Genomic DNA, 17,966 nt, shown 5'->3' on the forward strand with positions numbered 1-17,966 from the left:
CCAATCCTAGTTAAATGGACTCACGCTTGGTTGTTACCTTTTGGTTGCTCAATAGAAGAGGATTGAGCAATCTATTTTGTCCTGCTCAAATCTCAATCCCATCAATTTTTCATTTCCGCTTGACTTTCAAGACAATCGCTACGGTGCAAAACTTTTCGATTTTTTTAGTAGAGAGTATTCCAGAGCGCCGTAGACTCAGCTAAGAATCTTTGGAGTTAGCTATTGCCGCACAGATTCAACCACCGCAGCCGTTGCCATCAGGCAGAGAATGAATGCCAGCAGGCGAAAAATCCATTCACCAAACATCGGCATAAAAGGATTGATCAAGGGCATAGCTCCAACAATACCAGCCAGCCAGCAGGCGACCGTAAATCCAAACACCCCAAGCAAGTAATACTTAATTGCTTTTGTCACAAATTTAAACATGATGATCATCCTCTTGTTGCTAGGGGGAATAGCCCGCTTACTTCACGGCAAACAATTGGGTTAACCTATCTGAAACTGGTAGGGTCTATTATTTTTGTTTTTCGCAGTTAAGGCTGTTTAGATAGGCTTCAAAATAAGCCCGTCACCTGCCATTCACCAACAAATCCTTTACTTTTGATCATTAAAGATGCGACCTGGTTTTACCATTACCCCCAGGGGTAGTCTCACAGGATCATTGTTCTTGCATTGAGGGGTTCACTTCAGAGCCTATAGCAATTCCCATTTGTGTGTACGGTAAAGCTGCTGATTCAGTAAGGGCTTTTAAAATTAGTTTGTAACCGCACTCGCCTGGGAACCGCTATATTCTGACAGCCTTAACTACAGAACTCAGGACTAAATTCAGTAAGTTTTTGGATAGGTTTTAAACCAGGCTCAACGTAGAGGGTATTGTCGCGTCGGTCTATGACATAAACGATTTGTCCTTCCAGGAGATTAACATCCCAGCTACAGCGGGCATTCCACCACGATCCTTTGAATTTCACCTGTCCTGTTCTTCCAGGTCTAATTGACTGGGTCACAATCGCTTCACGTTTATCGTCGCTATAGTTGTCAACTGATCCCGCTTCATTGACGGGAAGTTGGGACGTATCAGCCAGTTCCTGGATCAAGATAGTCAGGACATGCTTGAGCCAGCAGCGAAGTTTTAGCATGGATGCTCTCCTGAATTAACACGGTTGTTATTGCCTACATACAGGCAGTGACTGTTGACTTATGCAACTAGCAGACTTCGGTGTTAGTTTGACACCTCTGGTTCAATCAGGGGCAGAGTCGGAGGGCGAAGTCGGTCAGCGTATCCAGACCTCTGAGTGTGAGTACTAGAGGGGATGTCCTAATACCCAGCGATCGCAGAACCAGAGTACAGTCCCAGGCGATCGCCCCAAGTCCTGTAATACTTGGTTGCTCTGTTTTGGCTGAACAGGGTTTGAGCGTTCATTAGTGACTCAAACCCTCTGCAGCGCTCAGCCAACGGTTACAGTGATTTGGCTGGTGGGGCTGCCAGCCAATGGGGGCATAGCACTGCAACCATTTTCAACATGGATGTTGATTCCTCAAATACCGATGTTCTTAGTTTCACCTGCGCCTACGTCAGGAAATTCCTGTTTTTTTCAATCCGTTGAAGCGAAAAACTCTGCTTTTCTATTTAGAGGAAAAAACGGAAAAGTTCCAGAAGTTCAGGAAAGTTCAGGAAAGTTCAGCCGTAAACTAAGGGAAAGCATCTACTGTGTTCCATCCATGCATGTTGAAGACGCCCTCCGATATATCGAGGAGTTGTTTGCCCAGCGGGGAAGACGGCTTAATGATGTGCAAAGAGCTGTGTTTCGGGGTTCCTGGTTGGGTAAGAGTTATAAGGAAATTCGTCGGGATTGTCCGGGTTGCAGTCTGGGGTACATTACCAAAGATGTGGGACCTACCCTGTGGAACCAACTCACTGAAGTGTTGGGTGAAGAGGTGACCAAGAAAAACCTGCAAGGACCCGTTGAGCGATCGCAAACCCGCCAATTGCCATCCACTGGTGATCCCAGCGCTCAGCCCCTGGTACAGCCCAGTCCAATCCAGTCCCTCCAGTCCCAGCCGATACCCTCCCCCTTGAGTTCACCCACCCCTGAGGTTGAAGAAGACAGCCCCTGGGTAGATGTCACAACCCGGCAGGACTGGGATTTTGCCCCCGATGTATCGCAGTTCTGTGGACGTAAGCGGGAACTGGAAGAATTAAAGCATTGGGTGACCCTCAACGGATGTCGCCTGATTGCACTCTATGGCGTGGGTGGAGTTGGCAAAACCGATCTGTCGGTGAAACTGGCGCAGCAGGTTAGGGATCAGTTTGATTGCGTGATTTGGAGATCGCTCCGTCGCTGGCGATCTTTGCACCGTCCGCCCTTTCTGGATGAACTGGTGGCAGACCTGAACCAGTTTCTTTCAAACCAGCAGAATACAGGGAGTGATTTGTCCCAGTTGATGCACCACCTGAGCCATCATCATTGTCTGATTGTGCTGGATGGGTTTGAGTCGATTTTACAGGGGGGTGTTCACTACAGTTCCTATAAAGCGGGTTATGAAACCTATGGTGAACTGCTGCTGCGGATTGGAGGCAGCGCCCATCAAAGTTGTTTCCTGCTGACCAGTCGCGAGAAACCCCAAGATTTTGCCCGCATGGAAGGGGAAGCCCGTCCCGTCCGTTCTTACCAGCTTGAGGGATTAGGGGAACTGGGCTGCCGACAAATTTTCTCTGCCAAGGGATCGTTTTCCGGCTCTGAGTCCGACTGGAATACCCTGATCCGCCGCTATGTTGGCAATCCCCTGGCTTTAAATGTGATTGCCACCAGGGTTTGGGAAGTGTTTGACGGCGAGGTGACTCGCTTCCTGAACGAAATTGAGCAGGAAACTCCCATTTTTGGTGAACTGTGTGAAGTCCTCAACCAACAGTTTGAGCGATTATCAGACTTGGAAAGAACCATTTTAGGTTGTCTGGCAACTTATCACGAGCCGGCTGAAGTGACCGCTATTCAATCCCTGGTCGAACCCCTGTCCCGCATGCAGCTACAGGAGGGGTTGCAGTCGCTTTTGCGGCGATCGCTGATAGAACTTGACTCTTCCCGCTACTCGTTGCATCCGCTGATGATGGAATACGTGTTGAGAAGTCAGAAATCAGGGGCAATCTAGTGGTTGCAGGCGGAGATAGAGTTAATTCTGCCAGTGTGCCCAATACTTTCCAGTTTGCATAAGTTCTTCTTCCGCCAGAGATAGATCTAAGTGAACAGACGATTTCAGTTCACCCGCTTCACCTCAAATGGAGAAAACCTATGAATCTTTTTTTTCATCGGGCAATTCTAGCCACTGCTGCCGTTATTGCCTTTTCTTACCAGATGGGGGCTGCCCAAAGTACCACAGGTGCTTCCCATCAGTCGCTCCCGACCATTCATCTTCAGGCTGGGGGGCAGCAAACGTTCGCTCAGAAGTAATGACCCTTTGAGGATCCAAAAGTTAAACTCCAGTAATGTTCAGCCCGCTTGTAAATTGGTGGTCAATTCAGCAAGTGTCCCTGATTTAGCCTTTTCATAAACCCCAGAAATCTTATAATTTTCAGCAAGCAAAATTAAGTAGCGATTTAGACTTTGCTTTTAGCTTCTACGGTTGACTGTTCTCTCATCAGTGGTCTGCGATCGCGCCCTCTCCGTCCTCTACACCCCTGTGACTCAAGGTAGGCATCTCCATGTCAGACTATTTGTATCGGCACTTCAGGTTCGACTCCGAGTCCCTCTATAACCATTTGCTAGAACTTAGAAAAGAAGAAGACCCAGCCGATCTGGTTGAACGATTTCGCTATCTTTTCGTCGATGGATTAGACTACCCCAACCCACAGATCCAGTCAGCGCTTCACCGAATTGCCGCTTCTCCCTGGGCGGAGCAAGAATTTACGCTCATTCTCAATCGCTGCTGTTACATTCTGATCAATTACTGGTGGTTGCATCCCGAACTGCGGCAGGCAACCACCGAACTTGTAAATCTGTTCAGTCCGCCCTACTCGGTGGCAAGAAATTCTCCTATTGCCCATCGTCTGCGAGACTTGCTGAGGCAGTTTACCCAGACTGAGCAGTACGCTGAATTACAAGATCGGGCACGCATCGTAGAAAAAGCTCCCGATGTGGCTAACGCACCTCAAAATGAGCCGATCCGAAACCTCATTCCCCGCTATCCCTACCTCTATCCCTATTGCATCTTGAACTGGGATAGTAGCGAAACCGGGCAGCAAGCAGTCAGACAAATCCAGGAAGCCAGGGAGCGCCAGTTTGAACAGGACTTGAATCTCTACATGACCTATCGGCTACGTCGGTCTTCCAGTGCCCAAGCGGTTGAAGTCAAAAATCCGACCCTACTTAGCCCGAATCAGGTAGAAATGGCGGTTAAAAAGTTCGTTGGCAAAGCCGAAGGGTCCCACTCCTACAGGGATCTGGCACGCCAATTTGTGGCATACAGTAAGGAAGCACCCTCCTACCGGGATGTGAAGCGCGAGATGTACGACTACCTGACGGCTTCCATTCTCCACTCCGAAAAACCCGACTACGGTAAGCATCACTTTAACCGCTGGTTAGCTGAGCAACTGCAATCCACGTTGCCTCAGAGTGACAACCTGAGACCCAACCATTCTCTGCTGGTACAAACCTGCGGGCAACTACTTGAGTGTCTGGTTGCCAGCCCTACCCGCCCCAATCACCACGTTGTCTTTGTGGATCTCAACAGCATTCTGGGGTCTACCTTTACGATTGGTCTGTTGCTCAAAATCGTGCTGCTTTGCCGGGAAATGAAGTCCAACTTAGATATGATTAAAGCCCACCTGGCGCGACGGTTTGCCGTGATGCTAAAACACTATGAAACAAAAGTGAGAGGCGAAATTGAGTGGCTGGTAGAGTGTCTGGAAAATTTGATGGTGGCGTTTAGTGTTCACTTTGGTCGGGCAGATTTTTCCTGGGTGAACTTATTTTAGGAATCAAAATTCTTGTGTCCTTTTGCTGGAAAAAATTCTGACCAACACTCGTTCCAAGCTAGAAGCTTGGAGGAGAAATATCTTCCCTTCTATACTTATTGTCGAGAGGAGGTTTTATGGAGGGAAGAAATTGACGAATGCTTCACTAAGTCCTCGATCAAGCAGTTCCCTACCTCCTTCACCCTCGACTTGGTATACACCGTAATATCGTTTGACACAGGGACTTAGGGTGAAGGCAGATCGGTATACGAACTTCTGCCACAGTCTACTAATTAAAAATTGAGGGGCAACATTCGTTCCAAGTCTAGGTTAGAAGCCACTTTAGCCAATTTTTCCAAATCTGTAGGATCGGTCAGGTAGGGAATCAATCCCAGGATTGGAATGCCCGTAAGGGATTGAATTAATTTGGGAGGTGTCCAATTAGCAATGTCTTCCTCTGAGCAGGGTTGGGCGCAATTGAGCACAATCCCTTTCAGGTGAATCCGGGACATCCGAGCCAGGGCAACGTTTGCAACTGCCTGGGCGATCGCCCCTAACCTGACGGGTACTACCAGCACCACTGGCAACCGCCAATCCCAGGCTAAATCTGCCACTGTGGTTTCATGGGTTACTGGAGAACCCAATCCTCCCAGTGCTTCTACCAGCACATAGTCGTAGCGATGGCGCAGGGCTTCAAATGTCTGCCAGGCTTTTTCCAGTTCAACCCGTTGCCCTTGCTTCTCGGCAGCAATCGGGGGGGCTAAGGGGGCTTCAAACCGAAGCGGGGTCACCTCATCCGGGTTGAGATCGAATAGACGACTGTAGAGTTCACAGTCGCCCATTCCCGATTGGATCGGTTTCATCACTCTCAGCGATCGCCCTGAACAATAGGTCTGCCAATAAGCTGCCAGGGCGGTGGTTAAAACAGTCTTTCCGGCATCGGTGTCAGTTCCGGTAATCAAAAGTGCGTTCAAAGTCGTTTCATCCCGTGATGTCTGTCCAATACCTGTTTGCCATTATCTCAAACCTCACCCCTGTTTTCTCTGCGCGAAGAGGAGGGGCGATCGGATGCCTCTCTTTCACCACCTGACCGAGGAAATTCCTGTCTTGAATCTTGGGGTTGACGGTAGCGAGGGCGATCAGCGGTCTCCCTTTCTCGCCTGGGACGAGTTGACTCCTGCCCTGAATCCTGGGTTCGTCGGTAGCGAGGACGCTCAGCGGTCTCCCGTTCTCGCCTGGGACGGGTTAACTCCTGCCCTGAATCTTGAGGCTGGCGGTAGCGAGGACGCTCAGCGGTCTCCCGTTCTCGCCTGGGACGGGTTAACTCCTGCCCTGAATCTTGAGGCTGGCGGTAGCGAGGACGATCAACGGTTTCTCGGTCTCGCCTGGGGCGGGTTGACTCCTGCCCTGAATCTTGAGGTTGGCGGTAGCGGGGACGATCAGAATTTCCCTGTTCTCGCTTGGGAAAAGAAGATTCCTGTCCAGGGTTTTGCGGTTGAGGGTAGCGGGGACGCTCAGAATTTCCCTGTTCTCGCCTCGGTTGATAGCCAGGACGAAACCGATTCCAGAAGTCACGGAAAAAGCTCGTGTTATTGCCGTCATTCCTGAGCAGATCCCGCACGCTGATATCCAATTCAAATCGGGTATTTTGGAATGCCACCACATCAATCATGTAGTCACCACTGCGAGGTAACTCCGATTCCCAAGACAGCACGTTAGAGGCACGATCAACTACTCGTCCACTGGGGTAACGAATATTCAGCGTTACTGCCCCACTCCGAACCCTGGTTCTGAAAACCTGTCCCTGCCTTGCATTCACCAGGTACCGCTTAATCACATTTGGAGTGGCGCGACTTGTAACGACGGTGCCGGTGTTTCCTGGTGCAAAACTAACTCGCTCAGTCTCAATCGGAGGAGCGGGTGGAACGGGGGGCGGATAGGGAGGATCCGGCGTAGGGCTAGGTAAAGGTTCGGGAGTTTGCTTTAAGCTGACTTCTAATCGGTAATCGCTCCGGTTCACCCCAGCGATCGGTCGGAGTTGAACGTAATAATCACTGGAGTAAGGCAGCGACCCTTGCCAGTAAGAGACTCGTTGCGATGCATCGCCCAGGGGTTGCTGGTCTGGTCCCAAAACACTCATTAAGATTCCTTCACCACTAATCAAAGCGCTTAATTGCTCACCCTGCTGCCCATTCACTATGTAGGTCATAGTTTCATTTGCCTGCAAAGTACCGTTTTGAATGACTTTTGTATCGGTTGCAATGTCGAGGCGTTGGGTGGTGGTAGCCGGTGCAGTGGGTGTGGGTGTCGGTGTTGCAGTGGGCGAGGGACTGGGACTAGGAGTAATGGTCTGAGTCGGACTGGCGGTGATGATGGGATCTGGCTGATTGGGGGTAAGGACTGCGCGCACGATCGCCCACGAACTAATTCCCGTCAAAAGCACCAACCCCAAACCCAGTGCCATGACGGCTAGGGGGTCATCCCAAATTGAACTGCGCGGTTCCTCAATCACGGGAACCGGACGACTATCCGAAACGCTTCTAGAGTCAACTGGACGCCCTACGGGCATCGTGGCTGAACGGGAAATATCTGGTGTTTGAGGGACTTGTTGATAGGTTGTAACCGGGGAGTATACGGAGGATACCTGAGGTTGGGAGATGGGGGCTGAGGACTGAAATGCCTGAAGTACCTCAGCCGCACTCTGGTAGCGATCGCCCGGTCGATAGCTCAACATCTGATTCACAATCTGAGCCAACCCCGGATTAACGGACACCCAACGCTGCCAGTACCAGGTCAAGGTTGAATCATCAAATAGTTCCTGGGGTTCTCGCCCAGTCAGCAACACAACAGCAGTCACCGCCAGCGAATAAATGTCACTGCATGGATACGCCCTGCCTGTGTGCATTTGCTCTGGAGGCGCATAACCAACCTTCCCCACGGTTGTACTGGGGTCTAACGTGTCTGGCAACACTGCCCCCGGTTCCTGAAAACGGGTTGCCAGCTCCTTCACCACACCAAAATCAATCAAAACAGGGAGGTGATCGCGTTCCCGCAGAATAATATTGTCTGGAGTAATATCCCGGTGAATGATGCCTTTACTATGGATGTGTGCCAGAACCGGCAGTAATTGCAGCAGCAGTTGTTTCACCTCTGCTTCAGAAAAGGTAAACCCCTGGGATCTACGCTGCTCAAGGATGTGGCGATAGGTCGGACCCTCCACATAGTCCTGCACCAGGAACAAGCGTTGCTCAAACTCAAACGTTGCCCGAAACTGAGGAATTTGAGGATGCTGGATCTGGTAAAGAGTCTGTCCCTCCCTGAGAAACAGTTCCTTTGATTTTTCTAGAGCATATCCCCCGCCATCGGTTGGGGTTAGCTCCTTCATGGCACAGAGTTCGTTAAACCGCCCCTGGTCTTCTGTCAGGTAGGTGCGCCCAAACCCCCCTTGCCCCAGCACGCTGAGAATACGATAACGGTTTTGCAGAATGGTTCCGGTTGGAAGAGGTGGTCGCATAGTCGGTACGAAATTCCCTGGCAATAGCCATTTTAGCCTCACAGGAAGAGGATCGCAGGGGTGGAAGGGGGCGGGGAGTTGAGAGTTGAAAGTTTGGGGTTGAAAGTTTGGGGTTGGGAGTGAGCATTGAAAGATGAAGGTTGAGAGTTTATGAACAATAGGTGAAGACCAAAGGACTTAATCTCACACCTCACACCTCACACCTCACACCTCTTTCCCCTACCACCTATCAATTCCTGACTCCTACTTCTTATCCTGCCAATTTCGCCTTCACCATGTCTTGCACTTTCTTGCCATCTACTTTGCCTTTAAGTTGCTGCATCGCTGCTCCCATGACTTTACCCATATCTTTGGGAGCGGTTGCGCCAGTCTGGGCAATGATTTCATCGATCGCCTGACTGACTTCTGCTTCTGAAAGTTGTTGAGGCAAATATTCCTCCAGAATGGCAAGTTCTTGGGCTTCCTGGTCTGCCAGATCAGTACGTCCTGCTTGCTGGTACTGGGCGATCGAGTCCCGGCGCTGTTTCGCTAATTGAACCAACACCTCCATTTCCTGGTCAGTTGTTAAGGTTTCCTGACCAGAGGGGCGTACAGCAACTTCCTTCTCCAACACTGCTTTTTTAATGCTGCGAACGGTTTCCAGACGAATCTTATTCCCAGCTTTCATTGCCGCTTTAATATCCTCTGTAACCTGGTCCTTTAAACTCATAAGCTTTTTACCCTTTGTAATGGTGTGCGATACCCTCCATCCCCCGGTGTTTGGGAGGATTGTGGCATCAATTTCATTAAGCTCAACAAGACAACGGAGATCTGGGCTACCCAGTAGCCCATCGCTTATTACTAAGCTAGCTGTAATTCCTGACACCTGACACCCGATACCTGAGACCCAACACCTAACACCCGACACCTGGCATCTGACACCCGACACTTGCCCCCACAGTGGTTGCCGAACTTACGCAAACTCACGGATAGATTTTGCTAAGACAACAGAATACTGTGGAATTACTCTGCAATCTGGGTCAATTAATTGCTAGAAAGTAGATCAAATTCAAATTTTTTTGAATGGAATTTCATATAACCTTCATTTTGTTATAAGGAATCATAAAACTTTTCAGGCGAATGATTCCAAATCTGAATGATAATATTGCGTTGAACGCGTTCGAGGGCATGCCGTGATTCGCTCTGCAACTCTTACACCTCAGCCAACTCTGCCAGCCCTGACTGACAATAATCGTCTGCGGCTGCTCTCTGGTTCAGCCAATGTTCCCCTGGCTCAGGAGGTGGCTCGTTACCTGGGAATGGATCTGGGACCGATGGTACGCAAAGGGTTTGCCGATGGCGAACTGTACATTCAGATTCAAGAGTCGATTCGAGGCTGTGATGTTTATCTGCTACAGCCGACCTGCCGTCCGGTGAATGATCACCTGATGGAATTGCTGATTATGGTTGATGCCTGTCGTCGTGCCTCTGCAAGGCAAATTACGGCAGTCATTCCCTACTATGGCTATGCCAGGGCAGACCGGAAAACCGCTGGTCGAGAGTCGATTAGTGCCAAGCTAGTGGCGAATTTAATTACCCAGGCAGGAGCCAATCGGGTGTTGGCAATGGATTTACACTCTGCCCAAATTCAAGGGTATTTTGATATTCCGCTTGACCATGTATACGGCTCTCCAATCCTGATTGACTATCTTTCCAGCAAACAACTGGCTGACCTTGTGGTGGTTTCCCCTGATGTCGGTGGAGTAGCACGGGCACGGGCGTTTGCAAAGAAGTTAGATGATGCCCCCCTGGCAATTATTGACAAACGACGGCAAGCGCACAACATAGCAGAAGTGATGAATGTGATTGGGGACGTGGCAGGCAAAACTGCGGTGTTGGTCGATGACATGATCGATACAGCGGGGACAATTTTGGAAGCAGCCAAAATCTTAAAAGAAAGTGGTGCCCGTCAGGTGTACGCCTGTGCCACCCATGCCGTGTTTTCTCCTCCGGCGATCGATCGCCTGTCGAGTGGTTTGTTTGAAGAAGTCATTGTGACTAACACAATTCCGGTTCGTGAAGAATGCCGATTTCCTCAATTGACGGTACTTTCTGTTGCCAATCTATTGGGTGAGACGATCTGGCGAATTCATGAAGATAGTTCGGTCAGCAGTATGTTTCGGTAAAGAATCGGGTGGCGGGAGCAGGAGTTGAGAGTTAAAAGTCAAGGATATTCATTTCTTTACTCTAAATTTTTTACTCTATACTGCTCCCCTTACCCCACACCCTAATTTCATAGATAGTCGAGATTTAGAGATAGTCGAGACAATGTTCAGGGACGAGCCGCAGTTCTCCTGACGCAAACTTTTGAATAGGAATCCAGTAGGCGATCGCCGTAGTTTTGCCCTCGGTCACAAGGGTTTCTTTTGCCTCATAGAACCTGAAGTCAACGAAATCACAGCGGTAAAGTTGAACCAATTCATGCCCTGGTTTTCCGTTACAGGTAAACAGATTTTCCAGACAGCCAAGGTATTGAATATTCGTTAGTTCTGCCTGAATTTCTTCCCAGAATTCTCGTTTAAGAGCATCCAAACTGGTTTCACCAAATTCAATGCCGCCACCAAGGGCACGGTAATAGGTATCCTGCTTGACTGAATCGTAGGCTTCACTGACAAACAAGCGATCGCCATCTCTGACCACACCCAACACAATGGTACGAATTCGGTCGTTTTGCATAGAGAAATCTTCCACTCAGCGACAGTCCTTTAGCTACAGGTCAGGAAAGTGGAGTTTCGGACAGAGGAAATTAGTAAAGACGAAGTAATTTATCTGCCTGTTGTCCGTTGCCTATCACCTGCTATACATTGAGGGGCAACTGTTCGATAGAGCCATTTTCTCATGCAACCAAACCCCATTCCCCCCAAACCCGGACAGGAATCTGTTTGGGACTATCCCCGCCCGCCCCGGTTAGAGGAAACTGACAAACAGATTCAAGTCATTTTTAACGGGGTGACGATCGCCGATACCCGACGGGCAAAGCGCGTACTAGAAACCAGTCATCCGCCCACTTACTACATCCCGCCCGAAGACATCAAGCATGACTATCTAATTCCCAGCCCTCGCACCACATTCTGCGAATGGAAAGGGCATGGCACCTATTACCACCTTGCTGTCGGCGATCGGCGGGTAGATAACGTTGCCTGGTACTATCCAGAACCTGCCCATACGTTTGCCACCCTTAGAAACCACGTTGCCTTCTATGCCGGGCCAATGGATGCTTGCTATGTGGATGGAGAAAAGGTAGAACCACAGCCAGGTCAGTTTTACGGCGGTTGGATCACCAGCGATATAGTGGGACCGTTTAAGGGAGAACCGGGAAGTGAGGGGTGGTAGGGGAAAGAGGAAGGATGAAAGAGGAAGGATAAAGGATGAAATTTCTTGCCTTTTGACTTTTACCTTTTGCCTTTCACAGGAGCTTGCATGGTGTCCGTCATTGTCTTTGGCAGCATCAATATGGATCTGGTAACCCGAACACCTCGACTGCCGGGGGTTGGGGAGACTCTTCTGGGTTCCCATTTTTTCACAACACCGGGGGGAAAAGGGGCTAACCAGGCGGTTGCCCTGGCAAGATTAGGGGTTCCAACTCACATGGTTGGGCGGGTTGGGGCGGATGCGTTTGGGCGAGAATTGCTGGCAGAACTGAAGGCGGCGGGAGTGCAAACGGACTCTGTGCTGGTGGATGAGAATGATCATTCCGGGGTTGCCGTCATCACAGTTGCCGATGGGGGTAAGAACCAGATTATTGGGGTGTTGGGGGCAAACGGACAGATGGGGGCAGAGGATGTGGATCGGTTAAAAGGGCTATTGCCTCAAGCAAATGCCCTCCTATTGCAGCTTGAAGTGCCGGTATCGGCTGTGCGTGCAGCAGCAAGGGCAGCTCATGAAGTAGGGGTTCAGGTAATTCTGGATCCGGCTCCCGTACAGACTACTCAGCTTGCTGATTTGTATCCACTGGTGGATATTCTGTTGCCGAATGAGGTAGAGGCAAGTCAATTGGTGGGGTTTTCAGTCAATGATCTGGAGACGGCAGCAAGAGCGGCAGATGTCCTACGGCAGCAGGGAGCAAATACGGTAATTATCAAGCTGGGGGTACAAGGAGCCTTTTGTGCTGCTGTTGGTGGGACATTCTTTGTCCCAGCGTTTGTGGTCGATGCGGTCGATACCGTTGCAGCGGGGGATGCGTTTGCCGGAGGGCTGGTGGCAGCACTGGTTGAAGGGTTATCTTTACGGCAGGCAGTTGTGTGGGGAGCGGCAGCAGGAGCACTGGCAGTAACGAAAGTAGGAGCGCAGGCAGCGATGAGCGATCGCCCCACATTTGACGCTTTTCTGGCAGAGAGAGGAGTGGAATAACCAGAAAATTTCTGTGTGCCTGAGGAAGCCGCAAAAAATGTAGGCTGCTTATAACTCTCGCCAGAGTTTTTTACAAGCTCCCCAGATTGCCCTGGCTCCCAACTTGAGATTGATTCTGATCAATTTCAAGGATTTCAACCGTGGGAGTTTTACTGGCGAGATAAAAAGACAGTGATTGCGATCGCCTCAAAGGAGGATACGACCTACCAGAGGCGGTAATGGTCAGTGGTTTAGTGGCAAGCGGTAATCATCTATTACCCCTGCCCATTACCCATTTGCTATAAGTTCAAGGCTACGCGAAAACCAATGTCGTAGAGGCTGGCATCGGATTCCATTTTGCCTCTGGCGGCGGAACGGCAAGAGCGGGGTCCACTATTCCAGGAACCGCCTCGGAGGATGCGTTGGGTGCAGTCGCCATCATTTACCCAGGCACTACCGTCTGGTGGACTATTTTCGTAAGTAGGATGCCAGCAGTCCTGGCACCACTCCCGCACGTTGCCATGTAGATCACATAGCCCAAATCGGTTGGCGACCTGGAAGCTGCCAACCTCGGTCGTTTCCCGGCGATCTCCCCCGATAGGTCCTTTGCCATAGGAGCCTTTACTGCAAATCCGACTTTCAAATTCCCAGTCAATACCAGAGTAGTTAGCGAGTTCTGTGGTGATGGTTTCGCCAAAGCAGAAAGGGGTCTGGGTCGTGGCACGGCAACTATATTCCCATTCAGCTTCGGTGGGGAGACGGTAGGTGAGTCCGGTAAAGAGAGACAGCCGATCGCAAAATTCAACGGCATCCAGCCAGGTGACCTGTTCAACCGGGCGGTTTTTGCCATCAAAACAGGAAGGCTGGAGTACAAGAGAGTGGTTGACTTTGGGCAGGGCAGCTACGGCACCCCATTGGGCTTGAGTCACGGGGTACTTCCCCATCCAAAAGGGGGCGATCGCGACTTCATGTTGGGGAGACTGGCTGGAATGCCAACCCTCCTCAGCTTTAGGCGCACCCATCCAGAATGTACCCCCTGGAATTGACACCAGTTCCAGCACAACCCCCTCTCCTAAATCTTGCAGCAAGCATTGAGCAGAATGGGGCTGCCGTTCCTGCGCCTGACCATAGATGTCTACGGTAAGGGTTTCAAAATCAAACCTAGAGAAATTAGGCATCGGTGTTTGATAGTTTAAGACCATTCAAACATTGGCAAACTCTCAAGCATTGTATGGCGGTCAACCTGTACGTTGGTCAATCTGTTATGCCAGTGAGCTTGTATGTCAGTGAACTGAGTGAATTTGTATGTCAGTGAACTATCCACACAAAACGATCCACTACCGTCGTGTCGTCGATCTGAGCCATCCAATTCATCCGCACATTCCATTGTGGACAGGGGATCCACCAGTGGAATTTGAGGCGATCGCCCAGATCCCTTCTGATGGCTACTACCTCCGTCGCTTCTCGATGGGTGAACATAGCGGTACCCACATGAATGCCCCAAACAGCTTTTTTACCAATGGGGTAGGAATTGATGCTTATGCCGCCGAAGCCCTGATTGCCCCAGCCATTCTCGTGGATGTTCAGGCACAGGCTGTTACGAACCCAGACTATTGCCTGACTATCTCTGATATTCTCGCCTGGGAACAGCAGTATGGAACAATTCCAGCCAGTCATTTAGTGCTGCTTTATACTGGCTGGCAGGCAAAATGGAGTGACCCAACTGCCTTTTTTAGCCGAGATCTGGAAGGTCAGCATCATTTTCCTGGCTTCAGTGGAGACGCAACTCATTTTTTGCTGGCAGAGCGGGCGATCGCTGGAGTTGGTATCGATACCCACGGCGCTGACCCTGGAGGGGACAGTATCTTCACCACCAACCAGCAAGTATTAGCCCAAAATGGCATTGTTTTAGAAAACCTGACCAACCTCAATCAGTTGCCAGCTACAGGAACCACGCTGGTAATAGGTATTCTTCGCTTAAAAAACGGCTCTGGCTCTCCAGCTTCAGTCGTGGCACTTGTTCCTTAAGATCCCCAAACATGAGCGGTTTTTAGATGAGTAAACCACAGTTAAGGGTGGATGGGTGAATGGGAAGATGAGTGATGGGTGTGCCTGTGGCTCATATAAGGGAAACGATTGTAGGTTTCCTAAACAAGAGATCATGCTTTTTCACTCTGGGCTTTTAGGGTTTCTATATTGGCAGGTACCAGATCCCCGTGGCTAAGTGTCCAGCACTGGTCAGCAATTTCAACCAGTTCATTCGCATCATGGGAGACAATTAGCAAACTCCAGTGGGTCTTTAATTTTGCTAGTAAATTCACCAACTGCCGCCGCATCGACCAGTCCAGACCAGCGGTTGGTTCATCCAGCAATAACAAGTGGGGTTGCCGGATGAGCTGTACAGCAAATGCTAACCGCCGCTGCTGTCCCCCACTAAGGGAGTTGGGAGAAGTACTCAAGGGCATTTGGGAAAGACCGACTTCACTCAGAGCCTCCTGGATGCGATCGCTACTGATATCAGGGTGCCCCAGCCGTAACTCCTCCAGAATCGTGCCGCCGCAAAAGTGCCGCTCCGGAAACTGAAACACCAGCCCACTCAACTGTTGAAGATAGAGAGTGTTCAATTCCTGCTCCCGCCAGTAGATATCCCCAGAAGTTTTCTCTGCCAGTCCCGCTAAAATTTCCAGCAGCGTCGTCTTGCCTGAACCGCTGGGACCAATCACCAGCCCCATCTGTTTCGGTGCAATCTCCAGATTCACCGCTTTCAAAATTGGTTTCTGGCTGGCGGCGGGATGGTAGGTCAGGTTGCGGATGTAAAGCATGGAAAGGATGAAGGCTAAAGAATGTAAGGTTGAAAGACGAAGGCTGTAAAGCTTTGCCGTTCCCGCAGGGTAGGCAAAGGCTAAAAGCTAAAGGATCAGCCTGGAACATGACATGGGAAATACCGTCTACTGATTTGTCCTCTAAACCTCCATTGGCTTTGTGAGACCAAGCTGCCTACTCCATATGGGTGGGCAGTTTTTCTAACTCAGTGCTTCTACTACACCCTACACCCTACACCCCGTCTTAATGGGATGCACTTCGCTTAAATGAGGATTGCTACAGACATGCTCAGGGGATGCCAAACTAAATTGGTGCGGCTTAGTATTAGGTAGTTGGACTTAATTGACCAGGACAGATTGACCAGGACATAAACTATGACGAATTGGTTCACCATGTCTCAGCGGGTTAATTCAAATACTCCTCTCAAAGCGGTCTTCAGTGTTGCCAGTGCAACTTTAGTGTCGCTCAGCCTTTGGGCAAACCCTTCCCTGGCTAAAGACCCGTTTCGTAGCAGTGACGCTCGACCGATTGGAGAACCCACCGAAAAAGCTTTTCGGGCTTTCTTTGAGCAGGGCAATTATCCCGCCGCCGAAAAACACTTGGAGCAGGCAGATGCCAGTGAACCCATGACCCCTGCCATGAAAGCGTCTCTGGCTTACATTGACTGGCAGGGAGAGAAAGATCCCCCCCAAAAAGCTGCCTTGCTGGAAGAGTTTCGCTCCTACACCGACCAGACCCGCACGACTGCCCAGGCAGCCTTGGGAAAAGACCCACTGCGGGGCAACCTTTACCTGGCGGTGAGCCACTTTCTCAGTGCTGGTTACGCCGTGCTTAAAGATGGAACCGTTAAGGGAATGCCTCAGGGATTGGGTGAAGTCCAGCAGGCATTCAGATACCTGGATGCCGCCGAAAAGCAATCTCCGAGCGACCCAGAACTCAACCTGGTTAAAGGTTACATTGAACTGCTGATCGCAATGAACCTGCCTTTCTCAAGCCCTTCCCAGGCGATCGACCGTCTTAAGCAATATGCCAAACCAGCTTACCTGGCAGATCGTGGCATTGCACTTGCCTACCGTGACCTCAACCAACCCACTCAGGCATTGGAGGCAGTTGATCGCGCTATTCAAGCCACACCCGACAATCCAGAGCTTTACTACCTGAAGGCTCAAATCCTGGTGAAGCAGGGTAATAATCAGGGCAGTATTCCCCTATTCGAACGGGCATTAAAAGATCAGGAGCAGTTACCGCCAGCCCTGGTCAGGCAAATTACCCGCGAACTCGATCGCACCCGCAGGCGTATCGCCAATGTTGGCAAGTGATTGCCATGCTGTAGAACCTCAGCTTTTCTTTACAATCTAATGCGATAGACCCGATTAAACTAAAAATCTCTGCGCCCATAATGATCCCCGGTTTCTCTGAAAGAAGCCGGGGATCTGGGTGTGCTATTTCCAATTTGTCGATTACCAGATGCCCAATCGGTTTCTCTTTGATTCAGCGGAGGCTAACCAATGCAGGTGCAATTTCGCGAGTTTGACCCCTTTAATCTCTGGATCTGGATCGAGTTCACCGTAGTCCCTTCCGAGATGGAAAAACAATATCTGGAGGAGGTGTTTAATTCTTGGTTTTTCCTGGGAAAGTTGGGTGGTTTTAATGCTGAAAACCTCCAGGTGCAAGACATCGGCATTGATATCAGCTATATGGAATATGACGAAAGTACCGCTGATAATAGCTTGGCGGCACTGATGCATAATATGGCTGACGTGGAATACGAGGGCACCTGGGCAAGGTGCTGGTTTGACCTGGGAACGAGTGATGGAATTGCTGTAGACGTATTAATTAATGCGCTGCGCCAGTTTAGCCAGGACTATGTCAACCTTGAAAAGCTGATTATTGGCGGTGAAAATGAGGATTGGCAGGTGCCCGGGCGCGATCGCCAATCCAGTTTCGCTTTAGAGAACGAATACAACTAAAGGAAGACGTTGAACGGTCAGGAGATTTATAGCCTTGGGCATAGTTCTGCGTTGCTCAAGCTTGTTCGTGGTGCTTAACAGTGCTCATTCCATCAGTTTGGGCAGTCCGCCAACGTTTGAATGTTGTCAATATTCAGTTCTAAACCTGATCCAAGTTGAGAACTGGAGGTTTTTCCAAGGAAAACTACGGGTTTCTTAAGTTGGTGCGGTTTAAGTCAATGTCACCCCCAAAATGACTTGATAATTCAAGCGATCGCTTTACTGGTTCATTTCGGGAATGCTAATCCGTGAAAATTAAAATCTTGTGTTCGCGCATGACAGTTTGTCCTGAGGCGTGTGTCAC

At 50.1% G+C, this 17,966-nt stretch carries 17 protein-coding genes; 9 read left to right on the forward strand and 8 right to left on the reverse strand.

The window, feature by feature from the left end; all coding sequences use genetic code 11:
• Positions 1–219: 219 nt before the first annotated feature.
• Positions 220–426, reverse strand: coding sequence for a hypothetical protein (locus AC1S52_RS14580; RefSeq protein ID WP_482029749.1), 207 nt, complete (start codon positions 424–426; stop codon positions 220–222).
• 374 nt (positions 427–800) lie between these two features.
• Positions 801–1,136, reverse strand: a complete 336-nt coding sequence (locus AC1S52_RS14585; protein ID WP_482029750.1) for an NfeD family protein — start codon at positions 1,134–1,136, stop codon at positions 801–803.
• Positions 1,137–1,719: 583 nt separating this feature from the next.
• Between AC1S52_RS14585 and AC1S52_RS14590 the strand changes: the two genes are divergently transcribed.
• The 3 genes from AC1S52_RS14590 to AC1S52_RS14600 all read left to right on the forward strand — a co-directional run bounded on the left by AC1S52_RS14590 (position 1,720) and on the right by AC1S52_RS14600 (position 4,969).
• Entirely contained in the window at positions 1,720–3,147 is a 1,428-nt protein-coding gene (locus AC1S52_RS14590) for a helix-turn-helix domain-containing protein (RefSeq protein ID WP_482029751.1), read from the forward strand.
• A 140-nt stretch (positions 3,148–3,287) separates the two neighbouring features.
• A complete protein-coding gene (locus tag AC1S52_RS14595; protein WP_482029752.1) occupies positions 3,288–3,446 on the forward strand; it encodes a hypothetical protein in 159 nt (52 codons plus the stop codon).
• Between the two features lie 251 nt (positions 3,447–3,697).
• Positions 3,698–4,969 carry a hypothetical protein gene (locus AC1S52_RS14600; protein WP_482029753.1) on the forward strand — a complete coding sequence of 424 codons (1,272 nt, stop codon included), beginning with the start codon at positions 3,698–3,700 and terminating at the stop codon, positions 4,967–4,969.
• Between the two features lie 272 nt (positions 4,970–5,241).
• Here AC1S52_RS14600 and bioD read toward each other — a convergent pair whose 3' ends face one another.
• The 3 genes from bioD to AC1S52_RS14615 all read right to left on the reverse strand — a co-directional run bounded on the left by bioD (position 5,242) and on the right by AC1S52_RS14615 (position 9,171).
• Positions 5,242–5,922, reverse strand: a complete 681-nt coding sequence (bioD, locus tag AC1S52_RS14605) for a dethiobiotin synthase (RefSeq protein WP_482029754.1) — start codon at positions 5,920–5,922, stop codon at positions 5,242–5,244.
• 47 nt (positions 5,923–5,969) lie between these two features.
• Positions 5,970–8,462, reverse strand: a complete 2,493-nt coding sequence (locus AC1S52_RS14610; RefSeq protein WP_482029755.1) for a protein kinase domain-containing protein — start codon at positions 8,460–8,462, stop codon at positions 5,970–5,972.
• 250 nt (positions 8,463–8,712) lie between these two features.
• Positions 8,713–9,171 (reverse strand): GatB/YqeY domain-containing protein, encoded by a 459-nt coding sequence (locus AC1S52_RS14615; RefSeq protein WP_482029756.1) that lies wholly within the window; start codon positions 9,169–9,171, stop codon positions 8,713–8,715.
• Between the two features lie 463 nt (positions 9,172–9,634).
• Here AC1S52_RS14615 and AC1S52_RS14620 point away from each other — a divergent pair, with 463 nt between their 5' ends.
• On the forward strand, positions 9,635–10,627 hold the full coding sequence (locus tag AC1S52_RS14620; protein ID WP_482029757.1) for a ribose-phosphate pyrophosphokinase: 993 nt from the start codon (positions 9,635–9,637) through the stop codon (positions 10,625–10,627).
• A gap of 124 nt (positions 10,628–10,751) precedes the next feature.
• Here AC1S52_RS14620 and AC1S52_RS14625 read toward each other — a convergent pair whose 3' ends face one another.
• Positions 10,752–11,177, reverse strand: a complete 426-nt coding sequence (locus tag AC1S52_RS14625; RefSeq protein ID WP_482029758.1) for an NUDIX hydrolase — start codon at positions 11,175–11,177, stop codon at positions 10,752–10,754.
• Between the two features lie 162 nt (positions 11,178–11,339).
• Between AC1S52_RS14625 and AC1S52_RS14630 the strand changes: the two genes are divergently transcribed.
• A complete protein-coding gene (locus AC1S52_RS14630; RefSeq protein ID WP_482029759.1) occupies positions 11,340–11,834 on the forward strand; it encodes a DUF427 domain-containing protein in 495 nt (164 codons plus the stop codon).
• 87 nt (positions 11,835–11,921) lie between these two features.
• Positions 11,922–12,851: a ribokinase gene (gene rbsK, locus AC1S52_RS14635; RefSeq protein ID WP_482029760.1), complete on the forward strand. Its 930-nt coding sequence runs from the start codon at positions 11,922–11,924 to the stop codon at positions 12,849–12,851.
• 278 nt (positions 12,852–13,129) lie between these two features.
• Here the strand turns inward: rbsK and AC1S52_RS14640 are convergent, their stop codons facing one another.
• On the reverse strand, positions 13,130–14,008 hold the full coding sequence (locus AC1S52_RS14640; RefSeq protein ID WP_482029761.1) for a formylglycine-generating enzyme family protein: 879 nt from the start codon (positions 14,006–14,008) through the stop codon (positions 13,130–13,132).
• A 127-nt stretch (positions 14,009–14,135) separates the two neighbouring features.
• Here AC1S52_RS14640 and AC1S52_RS14645 point away from each other — a divergent pair, with 127 nt between their 5' ends.
• Entirely contained in the window at positions 14,136–14,858 is a 723-nt protein-coding gene (locus tag AC1S52_RS14645) for a cyclase family protein (RefSeq protein ID WP_482029762.1), read from the forward strand.
• A gap of 131 nt (positions 14,859–14,989) precedes the next feature.
• On the opposite strand, the gene AC1S52_RS14650 is transcribed toward AC1S52_RS14645, so the two are convergent.
• Positions 14,990–15,652: an ABC transporter ATP-binding protein gene (locus tag AC1S52_RS14650; RefSeq protein ID WP_482029763.1), complete on the reverse strand. Its 663-nt coding sequence runs from the start codon at positions 15,650–15,652 to the stop codon at positions 14,990–14,992.
• A gap of 375 nt (positions 15,653–16,027) precedes the next feature.
• Between AC1S52_RS14650 and AC1S52_RS14655 the strand changes: the two genes are divergently transcribed.
• Both AC1S52_RS14655 and AC1S52_RS14660 read left to right on the forward strand, forming a co-directional pair.
• Positions 16,028–16,972, forward strand: a complete 945-nt coding sequence (locus AC1S52_RS14655; RefSeq protein WP_482029764.1) for a Sll0314/Alr1548 family TPR repeat-containing protein — start codon at positions 16,028–16,030, stop codon at positions 16,970–16,972.
• A gap of 189 nt (positions 16,973–17,161) precedes the next feature.
• Entirely contained in the window at positions 17,162–17,623 is a 462-nt protein-coding gene (locus AC1S52_RS14660) for a DUF3531 family protein (protein ID WP_482029765.1), read from the forward strand.
• Positions 17,624–17,966 lie beyond the last annotated feature (343 nt).

This window comes from Kovacikia sp. CALU 1929 (assembly GCF_056784235.1).